This is a genomic window from Streptococcus mitis (assembly GCF_002096835.1).
In the GTDB taxonomy this organism is placed as follows: Bacteria; Bacillota; Bacilli; order Lactobacillales; family Streptococcaceae; genus Streptococcus; species Streptococcus mitis_W.
The window spans coordinates 1-21722 of sequence record NZ_NCVG01000015.1 but is presented as its reverse complement, the minus strand read 5'-3'; the positions used below and the strand labels follow the sequence as shown (position 1 = coordinate 21722).

At 40.7% G+C, this 21722-nt stretch carries 20 protein-coding genes; 1 reads left to right on the top strand and 19 read right to left on the bottom strand.

Going from position 1 to position 21722, the window contains the following annotated elements:
- Positions 1-44: 44 nt before the first annotated feature.
- The 6 genes from B7699_RS00630 to B7699_RS00605 all read right to left on the bottom strand — a co-directional run bounded on the left by B7699_RS00630 (position 45) and on the right by B7699_RS00605 (position 10213).
- Entirely contained in the window at positions 45-3143 is a 3099-nt protein-coding gene (locus B7699_RS00630; protein WP_084926841.1) for a pilus expression-regulating Snf2 family helicase, read from the bottom strand.
- Positions 3144-3235: 92 nt separating this feature from the next.
- A complete protein-coding gene (locus B7699_RS00625) occupies positions 3236-4402 on the bottom strand; it encodes a MalY/PatB family protein (RefSeq protein ID WP_084926840.1) in 1167 nt (388 codons plus the stop codon).
- Positions 4403-4409: 7 nt separating this feature from the next.
- Positions 4410-5504: a cystathionine gamma-synthase gene (locus B7699_RS00620; RefSeq protein ID WP_020902227.1), complete on the bottom strand. Its 1095-nt coding sequence runs from the start codon at positions 5502-5504 to the stop codon at positions 4410-4412.
- Positions 5505-5668: 164 nt separating this feature from the next.
- Entirely contained in the window at positions 5669-6124 is a 456-nt protein-coding gene (locus B7699_RS00615; RefSeq protein WP_084926839.1) for a hypothetical protein, read from the bottom strand.
- A 301-nt stretch (positions 6125-6425) separates the two neighbouring features.
- The gene (locus B7699_RS00610; protein ID WP_084926838.1) at positions 6426-8384 is read right to left on the bottom strand and encodes a peptide ABC transporter substrate-binding protein; all 1959 of its coding nucleotides are present in this window, start codon (positions 8382-8384) and stop codon (positions 6426-6428) included.
- Positions 8385-8590: 206 nt separating this feature from the next.
- Positions 8591-10213, bottom strand: a complete 1623-nt coding sequence (locus B7699_RS00605; RefSeq protein ID WP_084926837.1) for a putative polysaccharide biosynthesis protein — start codon at positions 10211-10213, stop codon at positions 8591-8593.
- Positions 10214-10318: 105 nt separating this feature from the next.
- Between B7699_RS00605 and B7699_RS00600 the strand changes: the two genes are divergently transcribed.
- A complete protein-coding gene (locus B7699_RS00600) occupies positions 10319-11764 on the top strand; it encodes a UDP-N-acetylmuramoyl-L-alanyl-D-glutamate--L-lysine ligase (RefSeq protein WP_084926836.1) in 1446 nt (481 codons plus the stop codon).
- Between the two features lie 45 nt (positions 11765-11809).
- On the opposite strand, the gene B7699_RS00595 is transcribed toward B7699_RS00600, so the two are convergent.
- The 13 genes from B7699_RS00595 to B7699_RS00535 form a co-directional block, all read right to left on the bottom strand.
- Positions 11810-12001: a CsbD family protein gene (locus tag B7699_RS00595; protein ID WP_000051182.1), complete on the bottom strand. Its 192-nt coding sequence runs from the start codon at positions 11999-12001 to the stop codon at positions 11810-11812.
- Positions 12002-12099: 98 nt separating this feature from the next.
- The gene (locus B7699_RS00590) at positions 12100-12750 is read right to left on the bottom strand and encodes a DUF1803 domain-containing protein (RefSeq protein ID WP_084926835.1); all 651 of its coding nucleotides are present in this window, start codon (positions 12748-12750) and stop codon (positions 12100-12102) included.
- On the bottom strand, positions 12734-13228 hold the full coding sequence (locus B7699_RS00585; RefSeq protein ID WP_084926834.1) for a YiiX/YebB-like N1pC/P60 family cysteine hydrolase: 495 nt from the start codon (positions 13226-13228) through the stop codon (positions 12734-12736). Before B7699_RS00585 ends, B7699_RS00590 begins: the two co-directional genes overlap by 17 nt.
- A gap of 210 nt (positions 13229-13438) precedes the next feature.
- The gene (locus B7699_RS00580) at positions 13439-14374 is read right to left on the bottom strand and encodes a manganese-dependent inorganic pyrophosphatase (protein ID WP_084926833.1); all 936 of its coding nucleotides are present in this window, start codon (positions 14372-14374) and stop codon (positions 13439-13441) included.
- A 178-nt stretch (positions 14375-14552) separates the two neighbouring features.
- Positions 14553-14849: a GIY-YIG nuclease family protein gene (locus B7699_RS00575; RefSeq protein ID WP_084926832.1), complete on the bottom strand. Its 297-nt coding sequence runs from the start codon at positions 14847-14849 to the stop codon at positions 14553-14555.
- Positions 14839-15588, bottom strand: a complete 750-nt coding sequence (locus B7699_RS00570) for a tRNA1(Val) (adenine(37)-N6)-methyltransferase (protein WP_084926831.1) — start codon at positions 15586-15588, stop codon at positions 14839-14841. Before B7699_RS00570 ends, B7699_RS00575 begins: the two co-directional genes overlap by 11 nt.
- Positions 15589-15640: 52 nt before the next feature.
- Positions 15641-16003: a S1 RNA-binding domain-containing protein gene (locus B7699_RS00565; RefSeq protein ID WP_023943268.1), complete on the bottom strand. Its 363-nt coding sequence runs from the start codon at positions 16001-16003 to the stop codon at positions 15641-15643.
- Position 16004: 1 nt separating this feature from the next.
- Entirely contained in the window at positions 16005-17405 is a 1401-nt protein-coding gene (locus B7699_RS00560) for a bifunctional Cof-type HAD-IIB family hydrolase/peptidylprolyl isomerase (protein ID WP_084926830.1), read from the bottom strand.
- An 81-nt stretch (positions 17406-17486) separates the two neighbouring features.
- A complete protein-coding gene (locus B7699_RS00555) occupies positions 17487-17990 on the bottom strand; it encodes a GNAT family N-acetyltransferase (protein ID WP_004244450.1) in 504 nt (167 codons plus the stop codon).
- A gap of 173 nt (positions 17991-18163) precedes the next feature.
- On the bottom strand, positions 18164-18403 hold the full coding sequence (gene rpsR / locus B7699_RS00550) for a 30S ribosomal protein S18 (protein ID WP_000068664.1): 240 nt from the start codon (positions 18401-18403) through the stop codon (positions 18164-18166).
- A 31-nt stretch (positions 18404-18434) separates the two neighbouring features.
- On the bottom strand, positions 18435-18905 hold the full coding sequence (ssbA, locus tag B7699_RS00545; RefSeq protein ID WP_000609606.1) for a single-stranded DNA-binding protein SsbA: 471 nt from the start codon (positions 18903-18905) through the stop codon (positions 18435-18437).
- An 11-nt stretch (positions 18906-18916) separates the two neighbouring features.
- Positions 18917-19207: a 30S ribosomal protein S6 gene (rpsF, locus tag B7699_RS00540; protein WP_001151786.1), complete on the bottom strand. Its 291-nt coding sequence runs from the start codon at positions 19205-19207 to the stop codon at positions 18917-18919.
- 163 nt (positions 19208-19370) lie between these two features.
- A partial coding sequence (locus tag B7699_RS00535) for a Rib/alpha-like domain-containing protein (protein ID WP_142358312.1) occupies positions 19371-21722 on the bottom strand: 2352 nt, incomplete at its 5' end.

Here is a 21722-nt window from a genome sequence, read left to right as displayed (position 1 = left end):
CTATTTCCTTTCAACACTTCATTATAGCGTATTGTCTTGATTTTTCAAGTGCTGGCTTCAGAAATTCCCAAAATTTCTCTAATTTCTGCTAGGGTCAGACTGCCACGTGACTCTGTGCCGTCCAATACTTGTGACACCAGATGTTTCTTCTGTTCTTGGAGTTCTTGAATTTTTTCTTCAATGGTTCCCTTGGTCACCAAGCGATAGACCTCAACCGTTTCTTCCTGACCCATCCGATGGGCACGGCCAATAGCTTGCGCTTCCACCGCAGGATTCCACCAAAGGTCAACCAATATCACTGTATCGGCACCTGTCAGGTTCAGACCGACACCACCAGCCTTAAGAGAAATCAGAAAGGCATCTCTTTCTCCTTGGTTAAAGGCCTTGGTCATGTCTTGTCTTTCCTTGGCTGGGGTTGAACCCGTAATTTTAAAGGATGTCATGCCCAAGTCTGGCAGTTCTTGTTCAATTTTCTCCAACATTCCCTTGAACTGCGAGAAAATCAAGACACGGTGTCCACCGTCTGCCACCTGGATCAGAAGATCTCGAAGACTATCCAGTTTGCCACTGGCTCCCTGATAATCTTCCATAAAAAGGGCAGGAGTGTCACAAATTTGACGCAAGCGCATCAGACCAGATAAGATCTCCACCCGACTTCGCTGGAATTCCTGGTCTGACACTTGAGCCAGACGGTCCCGCATCTGTTGTAACTGGGCTAGGTAGATAGCCTTCTGCTGGTCTTCCAGTTCATTTTTATAAACCACTTCAATCAAGTCTGGCAATTCAGTCAGAACTTCTTCTTTCTTGCGCCGCATCACGAAAGGTTTGATAAACTGAGCAACGCGCTCAGCTGGTAATTTCATAAATTCTTTCTTGCTTGGCAAAAGTCCTGGCATGACGATTTGGAAAATAGACCACAACTCACCCAGATGGTTTTCAATAGGAGTTCCTGACAAAGCAAAAACTGACGGCACCACAAATTGTCTCAAGGTCTGGGCAATCTTGGTCTGGGCGTTTTTCATGACCTGAGCCTCATCTAAGAAAAGGAAGTCAAAGGCTATCCCCTGATAAAGATCACTGTCCTGACGGAAGGTAGCATAACTCGTCACATAGATTTGATGGCTCTCAGCAAGAATCTCTTCACGACTAGCTTTCAAACCATGAACAACAGCCACATCCAACTGTGGGGCAAATTTCTGAAACTCATCTGCCCAGTTGTAGATTAAACCTGACGGAGCTAAAATCAAAACCCGACTTTCTTTTGTCACTTGACTGGTCAAAAAAGCAATGGTCTGAAGGGTTTTCCCCAATCCCATATCATCAGCTAAAATCCCACCAAAACCATAATGATGGAGCATCTGCAGCCAGCCGATTCCCTTTTCCTGATAATCTCGTAAATCAGCCTTAACCTGAGTTGCCTGTCGAGGAAAATCCTCTGGATGTGTCAAATCGTGGGACAGATTCTGAAATTCTTGTGAAAAAGAAACACGGTCACGCCCTTCAAAAAGATGAGCTAAACTGTAGGCCAAAGATTTTCGAGCCTGCAAAGAACCATCTTTTAATTCAAACTGCCCCAGTTCCTGTAGATTTTGGCGAATTTTCTTGGTTTCTTCATCAAAAAAGTAGACTTGATTAGACGAACCAATGTAAAAATCTTGATTGGCAACCAAGGCCTGCATGGCTTGGTCAATTTCCTCTTGGGCGATATCTTGAAAATCGAACTGGATTTCCAAGAGACCTCCCTTGGAAGCAATCTGCACTTGAGGACTCGCTAGGCTATAAAGCTCTTCTAGCTTATCTGATAGGTCAACATTCCCAAATTTTTCAAAAACTGGAATGATTTCATGGAAAAAATGATAGACAGACTCGGCTTTTAAGGCCTGACGCCAAGATTGAAAATCTGCTTCAAAGCCAGCTGTCAAACAGACTTGGAAGATTCTTTCTTCTAAGTCAGCATCACTCGAAAATGGTAATTCTTCTAGCTCTTGTCGGCTAGATACCTGCTTATCTCCATAATCAAACTGAATTTCTAAACGAATCCGATTATCCTCTTCCCTGTCAAAGTAAAAAGAGGGTGCAAAGGATTTAATTTGTAAACGTTCAGGAGCTGAAACGGTCCCCATCTGGTCAAAGAGTGTTAGACAAGAAGCCAACTTATCTCGGTCACTGCTATCAAATTGCAGGTATTTCTTTCCTTGTTGATCCAAAGGTAGCGCTTTGATTTCCTTGAGAAGACGCATCTGCTGGTCTGTTAGAAAATAAACCTGTCCTTTATGGAAAAGCACAGTTCCCTGATAAAAGACATTAACTCTTGGACTCTCACTGATTTCCATTTCAAAATAATCCGAGTATTCTGTTACTGTAAAGGAAAATAGATTGGCATCAGCATGCATATCCTGAAAAAGTAGAACCTGATAGCTATCCACTTGATGGTCAAATTGAAAATGAGGCAAGGTCATCAGTAAATTCACACCCTGCTCAAAAAAGGTCAGAGGGAAAAAAAGGTGTCGGCCTTGATTTTGGAAAAAGAGGTCTGGAGTCAGTCCTTCCTCCACTAGTCCCCGCAAGAAAGTAAGAAGCTCTTGACTTGCCTCATCAAAGTCTTCCAAAGACAGAGACTCCTCATAAGTTTTACCAATCATATAAGGTTTTCTCTGCTCGACAACCCTTAAAAAGAGTGGAATGTCCCGAATGACATAGTATTTTTGGCTATTGATTTGCCCGATTCTAAGGGTCCACAAGATATGATTAGTTCCTGCTTCCACTTGCCCCACAGCCGATAATTCATAGGCACGTTCTGCTTTTGGAGACAAGATTCGGTCCAAAAATTTGCCGCCCAAGGTCACCTTGGTTTCAACGGCCTCTTTTTCTTCATGACCTTCTTCCAGACCCTGCAAGATTTCCTGACCACGCTCATCATTTTTCAAAAAATGCTCTAGCGCAGCCAAATGCACACAGTAGCCCCTCTTTTGGAAAAAATCGCAGGCACAAAAAACCAAATCATCCTCTAAACTATAGCGCAGTTCTTCTTCTGCAACGCGAGCATAGAGTCGATTGTTCTTTTCCTTGATGATATCAACCTTACCAGTTTCATAAAGGGCAACGCCTTCGATACGGACTTTCCCCGGAATCAATTTAGCCATATTTTTACCTTTACCTTATCTTTTTATTATACCATATTTTCCCCTATGAAAATAGCCTTCTAAGGATACTTTTCTCCTAGAAGGCTGGATTTTTAAAGTTTAGCAAAAGTCGTCACAATTCGCTGACACACTTCTTGCAACAGAGATTTAGGCATGGCTACATTGAGGCGAGCATGGAGACTTCCTTCCTCTCCAAAATCCAAACCACGGTTAAGGATAACCTTAGCTTCATTTCTCAAAAGCTCTTGTAATTTTTCATCAGTCAGGTCATAGGCTGAAAAATCAAGCCAAATCAAGTAGGTTCCTTGCGGTTTCATAACCTTGATTTTAGTCTCTTTTCCAAATAGATCTACCACATAATTGATGTGGTCTTCAAAGACTTGCTTGAGTTCCTCTAACCAATCCTTCCCATAGCGATAGGCAGCTTCTGTCGCCAAATAACCCAAACCTGAAATTTCATGTTGATTATTGGCCAACTGGCGTTTCTGGTAAGCCAGTCTCAACTTAGGATTTTCAATAACTGCATAGGAATTTTTTGTCCCAGCAATGTTAAAGGTTTTAGTGGCACTGCTCAAGACAATCGCAAAATCTTTGAAGGCAGGATTAATGGTATTGAAGGAATGATGCTTGTGACCAAAGAGGGCCAAATCTTGGTGAATCTCATCCGAAACCAAGAAAACACCGTGTTTTTGGCAGAGTTGGCCAATCTTCTCCAACACTTCCTTTTCCCAAACACGTCCACCAGGATTGTGAGGATTGCAAAGAATATAGAGTTTGACCTCTTCTTCCACCAAATCCTTCTCAAGTTGATCAAAGTCAATCTCAAACAGACCATCCTTTTCCACCAAAGAATTAGTAATCAATCTACGGTTGTTCAACTTAATACTGCGTGCAAAGGGTGGATAGACAGGTGTGTTAATCAAAACCGCTTCGCCTTCTTTTGTAAAGGATTGAATAGCTGTTGAGATGGCTGGTACCACACCCTCGATAAAGACAAGAGCCTCTTTGTCAAAGTGGTAACCGTGTTGTTTGGCTTCCCACTTTTGAACTTCCTTAATTAACTCTTCACTGGCATAGGTATAGCCATAAACCAGTTGATCAGCGTAAGTTTGCACAGCTTGGCGGATTTCAGGCAAGACTACAAAGTCCATATCCGCTATCCAAGCTGGTAGGACTTCACTATCCGTTTCTGCTTCTTTCCATTTATAGGTATGGTGCCCTAAACGATTGGGCAGGCTTGTAAAATCATATTTTCCCATCTTTGTCTTATCCTTCCAAGGCTTGACGCAAATCTGCAATCAAATCTCTAGCATCCTCAATCCCAATCGACAAGCGCAAGAGGTCATCTGTCAAACCATAAGAATGGCGCACTTCTGCTGGAATATCAGCATGAGTTTGCGTCGTTGGATAAGTAATGAGACTTTCTACCCCACCCAAACTTTCGGCAAAAGAGAAAACCTTGAGGCTATTCAAGATATGTGGAATGCGTGTTTCATCCGCCACTTTAAAGGAAATCATACCTCCACGACCAGTGTAGAGAACTTCCTTAACTGCTGGAGAATCCTTCAAAAAGGCAACCACTTCTTGGGCATTGGCTGTTGAGCGCTCCATACGAAGAGATAAGGTCTTGAGACCACGAATCAATTGATAACTGTCAAATGGAGACAAGACTGCCCCTGTCGTATTGAGATTGTAAAAGAGTTTCTCGTATAGTTCTAAACTATTGGTCACAACCACTCCAGCCAAGACATCATTGTGACCTGCTAGATACTTGGTTGCTGAATGGAGAACGATATCTGCTCCATCTTCAATCGGACGTTGGTAGATAGGGCTGTAGAAGGTATTGTCCACCACCACTTTGGCACCTTTAGCATGAGCCAGTTTTGCTAGTTTTTCGATATCAAATTCCAACATCAAAGGATTGGTTGGTGTTTCGATATAGAGAACATCCACGTCCTTTTCTAACTCAGCAATCAACTCTTCTTCTGTATTGGCATAGGTAAAATGGAAACGACCTTCCTGCTCCACTTGGTTGAACCAGCGGAAAGAACCTCCGTAAAGGTCACGCACTGCTAAAACCTTACTTCCTACTGGGAAAACGCTAAAGGCCAATACAATAGCTGACATCCCTGAGCTAGTCGCTAGGGCATAGTCTGCTGATTCAATGGCTGCCAAGACTTCTTCAGCCTTACTGCGAGTTGGGTTTTTAGTGCGTGTATAGTCAAAACCAGTAGATTTACCAAACTCTGGATGCTGATAGGTCGTTGAAAAATGTAGCGGTGTCACCAAAGCTCCTGTCGCTTCGTCTGACTTGATACCCGCCTGGGCCAAAATTGTGTTGATGTGTAATTCCTTGCTCATACAATACCTCCAAATCTATAGTAACTATTGTACCACTTATTTTCATCAACTCATTTTCTTCTTTTCAAGAGCTAGCTATAGTTTCAAACTATATACTTATGGAGTAAAGCTAAAAAGAATCCAGAAAATATTCCAGATTCTTTTGTGAAAATCCTTGCTAGGGCTTACTTGGACCGAAAGAAATCCTGTTGAGCTAAATAGTCATAATGCTCTTTGTTAAATTGATACTGGCCCACATGCTGACTAATCTGACCGACATCCACGGAAAAAATATAGGCTTCATTTTGATAGTTCCAATTCAGCCTAACTGCATTCAAGACTGGCTTATAAGTAAAATCTTTAACTTGATTCCAAGGCATCTCAAGGACTTGATTAAAACGATTCTCAGTTATATCACTGATGTCCATCAAATAGATCCCCTTAGGTGTGAATGCCAGAATCTTAGGCTTCACACTCGACTGAACATAGTAACTTCCTCCTATAACGAAGAAATCAATAAAAGATTTCAGCCATGTCTTTTTCTTGAAGGCCATCAGAAAATTCTTTTGCCCTTCAATGTGGCAAGTTGAAAGAAATGATTCAATCTGTTTTTCTGTTGCAAACTCCATAATAGCACCCATGATGTTACCTCCATAACGATTACTACATAGCCAGATAAGAACTCTTCACATAAAGAAGAACCTATCATTTGTTGCATTTTATCTTACTTTTCCAGTAGATGACATCCCTCCTATAACATTACACTAGCATGTGCATACTTCAATCAACATTGGGTAAATTTTCGAACGTAGTTTCTTATATTCATTATAACATAAATTTAATAAAGCAATTAAAAAATGTAAGCACTTTTCTTCCAACTTCGCTACCATTCTATTAAAAAACGACAGCTTCTTTCGAAACCATCGTTTTCTTTAAAAATCCTTATTTGACATGTTTTGCCAATTCTTCTTGAGCTTTTTTATTGGATTCTTCTTTTTCTTTCAGCCATTTTTCTTTAGCTTTTTCATATTCATCTTTTGTGACTGTTTTATCTTGTACTTTGAGGTATTTATAGGATTCGATTCCTTTATTACCAGCTAATGAATATGGTTCTGAGAAAGGAACTGTTTTTCTCAATACTGGTGTTCCCCCCTTAGAAATATTTGGAATCGCTAAAGCGCTATCTACCAACCATGCTTGGATCTCAGCATACTTTTCATAGCGTTTTGCAAGATCTTGCTCCTTATTGGCTTCTTCCAGCATTTGAGTGTAGATATCCAGTCCAACAGCCTTAGCCTTATCATTAGATTCACCAGGCTCTATACCCAGATTTTGCAACACTCCACCGCTCTTCACATTGAAAATATCAAGATAAGTTGATGGATCTTGATAGTCAGATCCCCAACCACCGTTATATAGATCGTAATCTTTCTGAGCAGCAGTCTGAGCCAGATAGCTTGTACTATCATAGTCTTCAGTGGAGAGTTGTTGAATATCAATTACAACATTATCTGCACCTAAGGCTGCTTCAATAGATTGTTTCATAGAATTTGCCTCTTGGACACCCTTTTTAGCAGCTTGGTCAACTGTCATGTCCAAGTGGATAGGGAATTGAACTCCTTTAGCTTGGAGTTCTTTCTTAGCCTCTGCAAATTTAGCCTTGGCTTTTTCAGCATTGTAGTATGGATCTTGGGCATCCGCAAAGTTGATTCCTTGCCATTCCTTACCATAATTGACCATCTTAGAGGCTACTACTTCACCAAAGTCTTTTCCGTTGATACTTACAAAGTTTGGAGGAACAACCAAGTTACGCAAAATCTTAGTTGCACCATCTTCTCCTTGAGATTGAGCCCCGTAAGCTGTACGATCATATGCAAAGTTGATGGCTTGACGGAAGTTTTTGTTAAGAACCGCTTCTTGAGTCGATTTCTTCTCAGCATCACTTGTTTTTGAAGTGAATTTATAAGATTTTCTATCTAGGTTAAAGTTTAAGAAGTAAGAAGTAGCATCTTGCAAGCTATAGATGATATTGTCCTTATTCTTTTCTTTAATTCCTTCAAAACTTGAACTATTTGGATAAAGACGAGCATAGCTATAAGCACCTTCTACAAAGTTACGAGCCAGTGCATCTTGGTCACTACCATCATAATAGGCCAATTTCACATCATCTACAAAGACATTTTTAGCATCCCAGTAGTTCGGATTTTTCTTGAATTCAATGACAGATTTTGAAACAAAGGATTTCATCAAGAAAGGTCCATTGTACAAAATACTAGATGGGTCTACCTTCCCAAAATCATCCCCTTTTGATTTCAAGAAATCCGCATTGACTGGGAAGAGAATGGTTGAGGTTGTTTTTGAGTTCCAGTAAGATTCTGGTCGTGTCAAGGTATATTGAACAGTTTGGTCATCAAGAGCCTTGACTCCGACAGTTGAAAAGTCGCTTGTTTTACCGTTAATGTAATCATCCAAACCAGCAACGGATTCTTGCACCAAGTACAAGGCTTCTGATTTTTTATCAGCCGCATATTTCAAACCAGTTACAAAATCTTGGGCAGTTACAGGAGCATATTCTTCCCCATCTGCAGTATACCATTTCGCATCTTTCCGCAGTTTGTATGTATAGGTCAAACCGTCCTTAGAAACACTCCAATCCTCTGCCAAAGATGGAATATAGTTTCCATACTGGTCATTTTCCATGAGCCCATCTACCAAATTAACCACGATATCATTGGTCGTTGCACGGTTTTCTGCTAGATAATTCAAACTAGACGGATCACTGGTATAAACATAGTTATATGTTTTTGACCCTGTGCTAGAACTTCCACACGCGCTTAATAAAATACCTGCACTTAACACGACACCTGCAAGTGCTGCATACTTGGCTTTAGACTTTTTCATCTCCAGAACCTCCTGATTTAAATATTTGTCTTATTATACAAACTAACTACTTTTTAGTCAAGTGTTTTTTGACATAAAATTCAATTACTTTTGTTATTTATTCTCTTTTTTACATTTTATATCCAATTCTAACAATAAAAAATGAATAAGAGAGTGATTTGGTTTTTAAAAAACTCAACTTATTCATTTTATTTATAAATTATTTTTTAAGAAATTTTTAATTTTGCTCGCAGGCGATCTGCTTGGGCTTTTCCAATTACCTTATCCAATAAACGAGTACGGAGACTCATAGCTCCATATACTCCTCCACCCATGGCACCAACAAGAGCTACATAAAGGAAGCTCCACAAACGTCCACTTGGTTGGAAAATAAATCCTAAAATCCACTGCATTATTCCTACTACTAGAAACATGAAAAGAGTTAACAAACTGATTAAAATGGTTCGCTTCAAAATCACCTTGCGCTTAACACCAGTTACCTTGCAAATGTCCCGATACATCAAAACATTAGGAATAATAAGACCGATGGTTGTAGAAATCAAAGGTCCATAACTGTGAAAGAAAGCAATGGTTGGCAGTTGTAAGACCAGCTTGGCAATGGAACCATAGATAAAATAGAGAACGGCCTTGCGGTTACGGAACATGGCTTGAAGCATTGGAGACAAAACCATGTACAAGCCTAAAATAGTAGACTGCAAAACTGCAAAGACAAACAAGCCCATAGCCAAACTATCTGGCTTGCCATAGAAGACAGTATAGAGAGGTTCTCCTACCATAACCACTCCAACCGTTGCTGGCAGTAGGAATAAGAAAAGCATGGTAATACTGTCCTGAACGAGACGAGAAGCTGCTCTCAAATCCCCCTTGACATAGTTTTCCGTCAAGAGTGGCAAGCCTACACTACCAATTGAAACCCCAACAGAAATCAAAATCATAGTAATTTTATTAGGATTGGCTGAGAAATAAGAAAACATGACAACCAAGTCTTCATTGCTATAATTGGTAAACCAGCTCATACTATTGATAAAGGTCATCTGGTCCAGAATCTGGAAGAGCTGGATAGCAGAACCCGTCAGGATAAAAGGAATGGCTTCCTTAATGGTATCGACCAAAAGACGCTTGCTGTTAATCTTATCTCCTGTTTCAAGAACTCTTTTTAGTAAACCTTCTTGGGCAAGGAAGTAAAGCAAAACTGCAAAACTGGCTACCATGCCGACAAAGGCAGCAAAGGTAGATTGGGTAACCGCTGCTAGATAATCTCCTGAACCCATTTTCATAATCATGAAGGTAGCTAAGAGCATCCAGATAACACGAATGACCTGCTCAGCGATTTGGCTCATAGCATAAGGTTTGAGGTTATTCATCCCTTGGAAGAAGCCTCGAATAACACTCATAGATGGGAAAATCAAGACCGCCCAAGCCAAGCTCTGCATGATTGGGATCAGGTCTTTCCCTACACCCGACAAATCTGCTAGCCAAGGAGCAAAGACATACAAGACTAAAGCAAAAATCAGACCTAGTCCAGTCATAAAGCCCAAAAAGCTCCGAATCAGGGCAAAGCTATGCTCCTCTTCTCGCATGGTATTGTACTTGGCCACTTGCTTAGCCACTGCAACTGGAATCCCTGCTGTTGAAATCAGCAAGAACCAGGCATAGATATTGTAGCCCATGGTAAAGAGACCATTTGCTGTAGCCGCATAAGACCCCATCCAGATATACCAAGGGATGATATAAATGGCACCGAGTAGACGACTGATAAAGTTACTAGCCGTTAGCCAAGCAGTCCCCCGTAACATCTGGGCCTGCTGGTGATTGTTTTCGTTAGACATAGATTCCTCATTTGATTTTAATAACTAGGAAAAATTCCTCATCTTCCATTATAAACTTTTCCTTGTCACTTGTAAATTTACGACTTTCGGTTTACAATAGAAAGTATGATTAAGATTGAAACCGTATTAGATATTTTAAAGAAAGATGGTCTCTTCCGTGAGATTATCGACCAAGGACATTATCACTACAACTACAGCCATGTCGTATTTGACACCATCTGCTATGATAGCCGCAAGGCCAAAGAGAAGAGCCTCTTTTTCGTTAAAGGTGCTGCCTTTAAGAAGGAATTTCTGATTTCTGCCATCTCTCAAGGCCTCGGTTGGTATGTGGCTGAAAAAGACTATGAGGTTGGTATTCCTGCTATCATCGTCAGTGATATCAAGAAAGCTATGTCTTTGATTGCCATGGAATTTTATGACAATCCACAAGAAAAACTCAAACTCCTTGCCTTCACTGGTACTAAGGGTAAGACAACAGCAGCCTATTTCGCTTATAACATCTTATCTCAAGGGCATCGACCTGCTATGCTCTCGACTATGAATACAACTCTAGATGGCAAGACTTTCTTTAAGTCTGCATTGACAACCCCTGAGAGCATCGACCTCTTTGACATGATGAATCAAGCTGTGCAAAATGACCGTACCCACCTCATCATGGAAGTATCCAGTCAGGCCTATCTAGTCAAACGTGTCTATGGTCTAACCTTTGATGTGGGAGTTTTCCTCAATATCAGCCCCGACCATATCGGCCCGATTGAACACCCTAGCTTTGAAGACTACTTCTACCACAAACGTCTCTTGATGGAAAATAGCCGAGCAGTCATCATTAATAGTGACATGGATCACTTTTCTGTCTTGAAAGAACAAGTAGAAGATCTAGACCATGATTTCTACGGTAGTCAGTCGAGCAACCAAATCGAGAATTCCAAAGCCTTTAGTTTTTCAGCTACGGGTAAACTCGCTGGAGATTATGATATCCAACTCATTGGCCACTTCAATCAAGAAAATGCCGTTGCTGCTGGACTTGCTTGCCTCCGTCTCGGAGCTAGTCTTGAGGACATCAAAAAAGGTATCGCTGCAACCCGCGTTCCTGGTCGTATGGAAGTCCTCACTCAGAAAAATGGAGCCAAGGTCTTCATCGACTATGCCCACAATGGTGACAGTCTCAAAAAACTAATCAAGGTTGTAGAGACTCATCAAACAGGAAAGATTGCTCTGGTCTTAGGTTCGACAGGAAATAAGGGAGAGAGTCGTCGTAAAGACTTTGGCCTCCTCCTCAATCAACACCCTGAGATTCAAGTCTTTCTGACTGCTGATGACCCCAACTACGAAGACCCAATGGCCATTGCAGATGAAATTAGTAGCTACATCAATCATCCTGTTGAAAAAATTGCGGATCGCCAAGAAGCCATCAAGGCAGCTATGGCTATCACAAATCACGAATTAGATGCAGTTATTATCGCCGGTAAGGGAGCCGATTGCTACCAAATCGTCCAAGGCAAGAAAGAAGCCTATCCAGGAGATGCAGCCGTCGCAGAAAATTATTTATAAGATAGTAAAAAATCAAGGGAAATGAAACCCTTGATTTTTTTATCTTTATTTAAAAGCGTTTTTCAAACCTTCAACGGCACCTTCTACAGCACCTTTAGCATCTTCAACTACTTCTTTTGCCTTAGCAACTGTCTTTTCTACAGCGCCTTCTGCTTCAGTCTTGCCATCTCCAGTAACTTTACCAAATCCTTCTTTGATAGCGCCTGTTGCTTGTTCCAATTTGTTTTCAAGTGACATATGATTGTCTCCTTTAATTTTATTCCGATATGTGTTACCGGTTACATATAGTTTATACCGAATACTAAGGAAAGTCAAACAATGTGCTCAGAAAAAAATCAGGCCAAGTAGAAAGTTAATCTTTCCTTATCAAAATCGACGGCCAACTCATACTTTCCATCTTCATTTTGGACAATATAACCTAGGACAACTAAACTGTCCACAAAGATATCACGGCGTTTCTGCATAAGCTGCTCTTTTTTGAGAAATTTCAACAAAAAAGTCGTCATATATTTGAGAGCATACTCAGGATTAACATCTCCCAAAATAGCATAAAGTTCCTGTTGTTTTTCTGTCAAAGGATACTGATGTTTGACCTTGTAGAAATAATTGGACAGGGTCATTTTTGATCTCGCAAAGTCCGTATTTTCAACTAAAATAGCAGCATTGGTTTGATTGCGTAATTCTGTCTCAAAACTCTGCTCTAACAAGGCTTGATAGGCCGGACTATCTTCGCTGACAAAAATCTCTTGATCCAGTTCGAGACTATCGAGTGATTCCAGCATAGGAAGATTAAGGTAATAACGCTTATTTTCTCGTAGAATCAAACCTGCCTTTATATACTCTTCCATGAGTTTATCAACTGCAACATCTGGAAATTGAGCCTTAATTTCTCTCAAAATAACATCATCATGCTGGTCTAGATAGCGGATCAATTCTCTAAAAAATGGCTGTCTCGTCAAACGAGATGGATTAAAAATCTGAATCATGAAGATTCCTTTCTTTACATTCTAACAGAGGCGATGCTGCCAACTGACTGGGATTGGTCCCCGGCTGGTTCAAAGGAACAGGCAGACCTAGTTCTCTGTAATACTCCCTCCAAAAATCACTAATCTCCTGCTCACCATCTCCAAATTTCATGGGAATAGTTTCAAAAATGGGGAGAATTTCTGCCATGTACTGGGAACAGTAGAAACCAGCGCCATCTGGATAGAAAGAAGCATTGTAGGGAGCTCCAAGATATTTACAAGCTCTTTCCTTCACCGAATGGATATCCATTTCTAGGTAGATATAAATATCGTACAAATGATTGGATTCAAAGAAATCTGCCGGTTCCTGACAGACCACACCAAATTCTCCACTAGCGTGGTAAATCATCCCATCCAAATAAATGGCAACATGGTTATAGTTGCCTGTGGAAGTCTGGATGGCCTGCCCTATATCTGACTCATCTCTCACAAAAATCATACTCTTCGAAAATCAAATTCAAACCACGTCAGCGTCGCCTTACCGTACTCAAGTACAGCTTGCGGCTAGCTTCCTAGTTTGCTCTTTGATTTTCATTGAGTATCAAATCGCCATTTTCTAACATGCTTCACTCCTAGAAAAAAAGGAGCCGAAACTCCTTTCGATATAATTCAAACTAGCCTTTCCTAATTTGAATTGATGAACAAAATCTTAAGCATTAAAGCTTTCAGTCAATTGAGGTACCACTTGTTTCTTACGTGAAACGGCACCAGCAAGGAAAGCGTGGTTGTTTTCAAGTTTGAAGTTGAAAGCCGCTTCGACCTTGCCCATATTGGCACCAAGAGCCAAGATTTCTGAATTTGAGTTGACGATATCTGTAATCATCAAGACAAAGTCAGAGTAGCCGTTTGCTTCGTTGGCAGCTTGCATTGCAGTTTCAATTTCTGCTTGGCGTTCCAATACTTCAGCGATGTCCACTGTGTTTACTTGGGCAACACGGACATTATTTCCGTTCAATTCAAAAGTTTTAGCATCGATGTCAATCAATTCGTCAGCAGACTTGCTAGCCAAGTTTGTACCAGCTTTCAACATAGCTAAACCATATTCTTCCAAGTTGACACCAGCTAATTCAGCCAATTCAGGAGCAATAACCTTATCTGTTGGGTGTGTTGTTGGTGATTTCAAAAGAAGGGTATCTGAAATCAAACCTGAAAGCATCAAACCAGCAATCTCTTTAGGCACAGCCACACCATGTTCTTTGAACATACGGTAAACGATTGAAGACGCTGAACCAACTGGCTCCAAACGCATGTAGAGTGGGCTTGCAGTTTCAAAGTTAGCCACACGGTGGTGATCTACAACACCATAAACTTCTACTTCAGCGATATCTGATACAGATTGTTGGAATTCATTGTGGTCAGTCAGGATAACTTGCTCTGCTCCTTCTGCTTTGGCAGAAGTGATAACACGCGGTGCTTCTACACCAAAATAGTTCAAGACAAAGGCTGTTTCTTCATTTGGAGTTCCAAGAGCAACAGCTTCCGTATCCAAACCGTATGCTTCTTTTGCAAGGTAGGCAAAGGCTACAGATGACCCGATGGCATCTGAGTCTGGATTTTGGTGACCAAATACTAGAATCTTAGACATGATAATACCTCATTTTATTTATTCTCTTTATTGTAGCATTTTTTTCGCTTTTTGACAAAAGTAAGAGGAGTCAAAGGGCTCCTCACAATTCTTCAAAATAACTGATACTCTTCGAAAATCTCTTCAAACCACGTCAGCTTCGCCTTGCCGTACTCAAGTACTGACTACGGCTAGCTTCCTAGTTTGCTCTTTGATTTTCATTGAGTATGAGTAAATTTCTATCTTGATTTTCAGATAAAAATCTTTCCTTCTGTGGCCTCTTCTTACGCTTGAGAAGGGCTTCTGCTGACATGGCTTCTTCCTTACTGGCAAAACCTTGAACATAGATAAGTTTGACTGGCAAGCGTGCTCGTGTGTATTTGGCTCCCTTCCCACTATTGTGGACAGCAAGGCGTCTTCTCACATCAGTCGTATAACCGGTATAATAGGAACCATCACGGCACTCCAGCACATACATATAAGCCTTATGATCCATAATAAATCTCTTCGAGTTCGGGCGTATAGGAACCATCATCATTGTGAACAATGAGAGGTGGTAAAACCTTAAAACCACTTGTCGAGCCATCCTTGATAGCTTCAATCAAGAGCATATTGGCTTCCTTTTCCCGCTTTGGATAAACAAACTGCAGGCGCTTAGGGGCTAGATTATGCCGTTGCAACATGTCCAAGATATCCAAGAGGCGATCAGGACGATGAACCATGGCCAAACGCCCATTAGACTTGAGAATACTTTGGGCACTACGGCAGATTTCCTCCAGATTGGTCGTAATTTCATGGCGCGCCAAGAGGTAATGTTCGCTCTCGTTCAAATTGGAATGAGGATCCACCTTGAAATAGGGCGGATTACACAAAATCATATCCACCTTACTTCCCTGAATGTAAGCAGGCATATTTTTCAAATCATCGCAGATGACCTGCATTTGCTCCTCTAATCCATTCAAACGGACAGAGCGCTCAGCCATATCTGCCAAACGCTCCTGAATCTCAACAGCCAAAATCTGTGCTTGAGTGCGAGTACTAGCAAAAAGCCCTACTGCTCCATTCCCAGCACAGAAATCCACAATCAAACCCTTCTTAGGAAAACGTGGAAAGCGTGACAAGAGAACACTATCCACAGAATAGCTAAAAACCTCTCTATTTTGAATGATTTTAATATCTGTCGAAAAGAGCTGGTTAATTCGCTCTCCTAATTTTAATAATTGTTCTTCTTCCATGGTCCTATTATAGCAAATTTATATTAACATTACAAAGAATATAGATTTCTAACTAATTCTTCTGCTTCTTCAAATGTTGAAGGGCTTCCTTGGTCCAAATTGGCATCATTCTTTTGAGAGGCGCAAATCCGTAGTTAAAGCGGTCGCTTGAAAAGCGTCTCCGTCTAGGAAACTGGTGCTTTTCTTCCTCCAAAGTGCGGATCGAAAGACTGGCTTTCCCTGTAAATTCATCTAAATCAACTACCTGAACTTGAACCTCTTCATCGACTTTCAAAGCTTCATGAATATTTTCAATAAATCCTGTCCGAATCTCTGAAATGTGAATCAGCCCCGTATCACCCGTTTCTAATTCAACAAAGGCACCGTAGGGCTGAATCCCTGTAATACGCCCCTTTAGCTTATCACCGATTTTCATCTTAGTCCTCGATTTCAATTGTTTCAATCACGACATCTTCAACTGGCTTGTCCATAGCCCCTGTCTCAACAGCAGCAATGGCATCCAAGACAGCGTAAGATGCTTCATCAGCTAGCTGACCAAAAACCGTGTGACGGCGGTCTAGGTGAGGAGTTCCACCTTGTTCCGCATAAATTTCCGCAATCGGTTCTGGCCAACCACCACGAGCAATTTCTTTTTTAGAATAAGGCAAGTGTTGATTCTGTACAATAAAGAACTGGCTACCGTTAGTATTTGGACCAGCATTTGCCATAGAAAGGGCACCACGAATGTTGTAAAGTTCTTCTGAGAACTCGTCCTCAAAAGATTCGCCGTAGATTGACTCGCCACCCATACCAGTTCCAGTTGGGTCTCCACCTTGAATCATAAAGTCCTTGATAATACGGTGGAAAATGACACCATCATAGTAGGCATCTTTTGAAAGAGCTACAAAGTTAGCCACTGTTTTAGGAGCATGCTCTGGGAAGAGCTTGATACGCAAGTCTCCGTGATTGGTCTTAATAGTCGCAAGAGGCCCTTCTACTGTTTCAATGTCTACTTGTGGAAAATGCAATTCTTTTTCTACCATACCAAATCCTTCTAAGGCATCAAAAATGCCATCTTCTTCTAGTGTTTTTGTTATATAATCTGCTTTTTCTTTGATTTTTTTATGAGAAATTCCCATTGCGACGCTGATTCCAGCGTAATCAAAGAGTTCCAAGTCGTTGAGTCCATCTCCAAAGACCATGACGTTCTCTGGTTTCAAGCCTAGATGTTCCACAACCTGTTCCACACCTGTCGCCTTAGAGCCTGAAATCGGCACAATGTCAGACGAATGCTCATGCCAACGAACCATGCGAAGTTTGTCTGAGAGACTATCAGGCAAACGCAAGTCATCTCCTTTATCTTCAAAAGTCCACATCTGATAGATATCTTCTTTTTCATGGAAATCTGGATCTACATCTAAGTCGGGATAAATTGGATTAATAGCCTCACTCATCATATCGGTGCGAGTCGACAACTTGGCATCATGACTCCCAACCAAGCCATACTCAATTCCTTCTTGTCTAGCCCAAGTGATATACTCCTCAACATCTGACTTCTCAATCTGATGTTGATAAATAACCTGACCTTTTTTATCTTCGATATAAGCCCCATTTAAGGTCACAAAAAAGTCAGGCTTGAGTTCACGAATCTCTGGTACAACACCAAAAATCCCCCGTCCAGAAGCAATACCCGTCAAAATTCCTTTCTCACGTAATTGCTTAAAAACAGTTGGGATTGAAGACGGAATAAAACCAGTCTTGGAATTTCGCAAGGTATCATCAATATCAAAAAAGACAATCTTGATTTTCTTTGCCTTGTATCTTAATTTCGCATCCATCTCACTACCTCTTTCAATCTAACTCTTTCCATTATACCATAAAGTAGCTAAATCCCATATTCCCAATAAAATCCTTGTCTCTTATCCGAATTCCTTTACTAGATACAAAACCAAATCATCATTATTTTGGCTAGTTGCATTCATTTCCAAGGGTTGATTTCGATACCAGACACCTGTCCCATCTGGAATGTAGCCCCGTCTGATATACAATCTCTGGGCAGGGCCATAGCCTAAGTGCAAACCCACACCAAGAGTGACCTTACTCGAAACAAACTTGACTCGTTTTTCTGCTTCTTCTAGCAGTTGATTCCCAATCCCTTGATTTCGAAAAGGCTCAAACACATTAAAATCTGATAATTCTGGATAGACTTCTGCAAAAGGACCATGTTTAGCAGAGGGCAAAATGGTAACGTAGCCCGCTACAGCACCATCAATCTCTGCAACTAAGACTTCTCTCTCCCCACTTTCCTGTTCCAGAAAATATCTAGCCAAAATTTCCTCTCTACCAGGCCAACCTTGATTCATAAATCCATGAGATAAGGATTCAATATCAGACTTAATCATATTTCTAATCGTACAATTCATCTTTGACTTACCCACCTTTACTCTTTCTATTACCATTATAGCACGCCAAGGTCAGAAAAAAACTATCTCGTGAAAAAAAGACCCAACCGGGTCTTAATTCGCTTTCTTGTTTTAAAGCTCATGAAAAAGAGGTCCGCCCGGACCTGAAAAAAAGACCCGTCGGGGTCTTTTTTTTAATCTTCGTTTACGAAAGGCATCAAAGCCATTACGCGAGCGCGTTTGATAGCTGTTGTTACTTTACGTTGGTTTTTAGCTGAAGTTCCTGTTACACGACGAGGAAGGATTTTCCCACGTTCTGAAACGAAACGGCTAAGAAGCTCAGTATCTTTGTAATCAACATATTCAATTTTGTTTGCTGCGATGTAATCAACTTTTTTACGGCGTTTGAATCCGCCACGACGTTGTTGAGCCATGTTTTTTCTCCTTTATAATTTTAGTTGTCCATTAGAATGGTAAATCATCATCTGAAATATCCAATGGATTTGTTGCTCCAAATGGATTTTCATCACGTGAAAAGTCTGGTACTGAATTTGTAGGTGCTGAATAGTTTGCAGTTGGTGCAGAGTAAGCTCCACCTGTGTGACCCTCACGCACACTACGGCTTTCCAACATTTGGAAATTCTCAGCCACGACCTCTGTCACGTAGACACGTTGTCCTTGCTGATTATCGTAACTACGAGTCTGGATACGACCTGTCACCCCGATAAGTGAGCCTTTTTTAGCCCAGTTAGCAAGGTTTTCAGCCTGTTGGCGCCACATAACGACATTGATAAAATCAGCCTCACGTTCGCCATTTTGACTCTTAAATGTACGGTTTACTGCAAGAGTAAAAGTCGCAACTGCTACATTTGATGGGGTATAACGCAACTCAGCGTCACGTGTCATACGCCCTACAAGTACAACATTGTTAATCATAGTTTACCTTCTTACGCGTCAGTTTTGACGATCATGTGACGAAGAATGTCAGCGTTGATTTTTGAAAGACGGTCAAACTCTTTAAGAGCTGCATCGTCGTTTGCTTCAACGTTAACGATGTGGTAAAGTCCTTCACGGAAATCTTGGATTTCGTATGCAAGACGACGTTTTTCCCAAGTTTTTGATTCAACAACAGTTGCACCGTTGTCAGTCAAAATAGAGTCAAAACGTGCTACCAAAGCGTTTTTAGCTTCTTCTTCAATGTTTGGACGAATGATATAAAGAATTTCGTATTTAGCCATTGATATGTTCCTCCTTTTGGTCTAATGACCCCAAGACTTTGCAAGGGGTAAGTGAGGTTCGCTCACAATAAACTATTATACTAAAAAACAATTTTTTACGCAAGTAAAAAGACCAAAATAAAAAAAGAAGATGACGAATCATCTTCTCAAAAACTATGAGTTTTTAGTCTTCTTTTTTCTTGCGAGCAAGAAGTCCAAATCCACTTAGGGCTCCAAGAAGTCCAAGACTAGCTAGACCAGCCTTATCTTCTGTACCAGTATTTGGTAATTCCTTCTTGTCATTGGCTTCGGCTGTTTCAACAGCTACTGGTTTAGAATCTGTAGAACTTGTCTGAACTGGAGTAGCTACTGGTTTTTCTGGACTTGTAGGAGTCTCTGGAGAGCTTGGTTGCTCTTGATTGATTGGGTTTGTCACTTTCTTATAGTGATGTAGGGTATTTCCTTTAGCATCCGTTGTTGAATGACTAAATTCATATCCTTCCAACTCTATTGGATTGTGTTTTCCTTCTTTATCTGAAGTAATACGGTTTCCATTTTCATCTAGGTATTCCGTTACAATCACTTGTGTTGAATCTCCATTTTGATCAATTGCTCCTCCACCATTTTGTGATTTAGGTGTTACCGTTACTGGTACTTCTACTGTAATAATACGACCATCCGGTAATTTTACTTTCACTTTAACCACTGGTTTTGCTCCAGGTGTTTCAGTTGTTGGGATTTTTCCTACTTCAACAATTTCCCATCCTTCTGGTAAATCGACTTTCTTCTTAACATCATCTTCTGTAATAGGAGTTCCAACTTCCACTACAATAGGTGTTACTTTCGGTGTTACGATTACAGGCACATCTACTTCAATAATCTCACCAGTTGGAACTTTGATTTTCACTTTAACGCTTGGTTTTACTCCAGCTGGAATTGTTGTTGGAATTTCTCCTACTTCTACAATTTCCCATCCTGGTTCTTTTGGTAAGTCAATATGACCTTTTACATCATCTGGTGTAATCGGTGTTCCTTGTGGTACAACTATTTGTCTAACAGTTGGCGTTACGATGACTGGTACATCAACTGTAATCTTACGTCCATCTGGTAATTCAATTTCCACTGGAACAACTGGTTTTGTTCCTGGAGTTGTAGTTGTTGGAATTTCTCCGACTTTTGTTACAGTCCATCCTTTTGGTAATTCGATATGTTTCTTAACATCTTCTGGTGTAACTGGTGTTCCTACAGGAACTACTACCGGTGTTACTTTCGGTGTTACGATTACTGGTATATCCATAGTTACTCGAATTCCATTTGGTAATTCAATCACAACTGGAATACTTGGTCTTTCACCTGGTATATCAGTTGTTGGTTTATCTCCAATCGAGATAACTTTTACTCCTTTTGGAATGTGTTTTTCAACATCCTCAGCAGTAATTGGATCCCCTTGTTTTTTAACAATATCCTCAATAGGTGTTACATTCACCGGTACTTCTACCGTAACAATTTTTCCATTTGGTAATGTAATTGTTACTTTCACTGGATCTTTCTTACCTGGTGTTGTTAAATCTGGGAGATCTCCTACTTTAACTGTTGCTCCTTCTGGTATCTTAATTTGTTTTAGGACATCCTCTGGAGTCAGTTTTTCTTTTGTTATTGGTGTTTCAATTGGTGTAATTGGTGTTACATTCACTGGTACTTCTACCGTAACTACTTTTCCATTTGGTAAGGTAATCGTTACTTTAACTGGATCTTTCTTACCTGGCGTTGTCAAGTCTGGAATGTTTTCAACATTTGTGACCTTGCCACCTTCTGGAATCTTGATGCCTTTAGTGTAATCCTCCGGTGTTAATGGGGTAGATGTGACTGGTGTCTCAATCTCTTTAACAGGTGTTACATTAACTGGGACTTCTACTGTAATCACTTTTCCATTTGGTAATTCTACAGTGACTTTAACTGGATCTTTCTTACCTGGCGTTGTTAAGTCTGGAATGTTTTCAACATTTGTGACCTTGCCACCTTCTGGAATCTTGATGCCTTTAGTGTAATCCTCTGGTGTTAATGGGGTAGATGTGACTGGTGTCTCAATCTCTTTAACAGGTGTTACATTCACTGGGACTTCTACTGTAATCACTTTTCCATTTGGTAATTCAACCGTTACTTTAACTGGATCCTTCTTACCTGGAGTTGTCAAGTCTGGAATGTTTTCAACATTTGTGACCTTGCCACCTTCTGGAATCTTGATGCCTTTAGTGTAGTCCTCTGGCGTTAACGGAGTATTCGTTACTGGCGTTTCAATTTCCTTAACTGGCGTTACATTAACTGGAACGTCAACAGTAATTGTTTTTCCATTTGGTAATTCAACCGTTACTTTAACTGGATCCTTCTTACCTGGAGTTGTCAAGTCTGGAATGTTTTCAACATTTGTGACCTTGCCACCCTCTGGAATTTTAATTCCTTTGGTGTAATCCTCTGGCGTTAACGGAGTATTCGTTACTGGCGTTTCAATTTCCTTAACTGGAGTTACATTAACTGG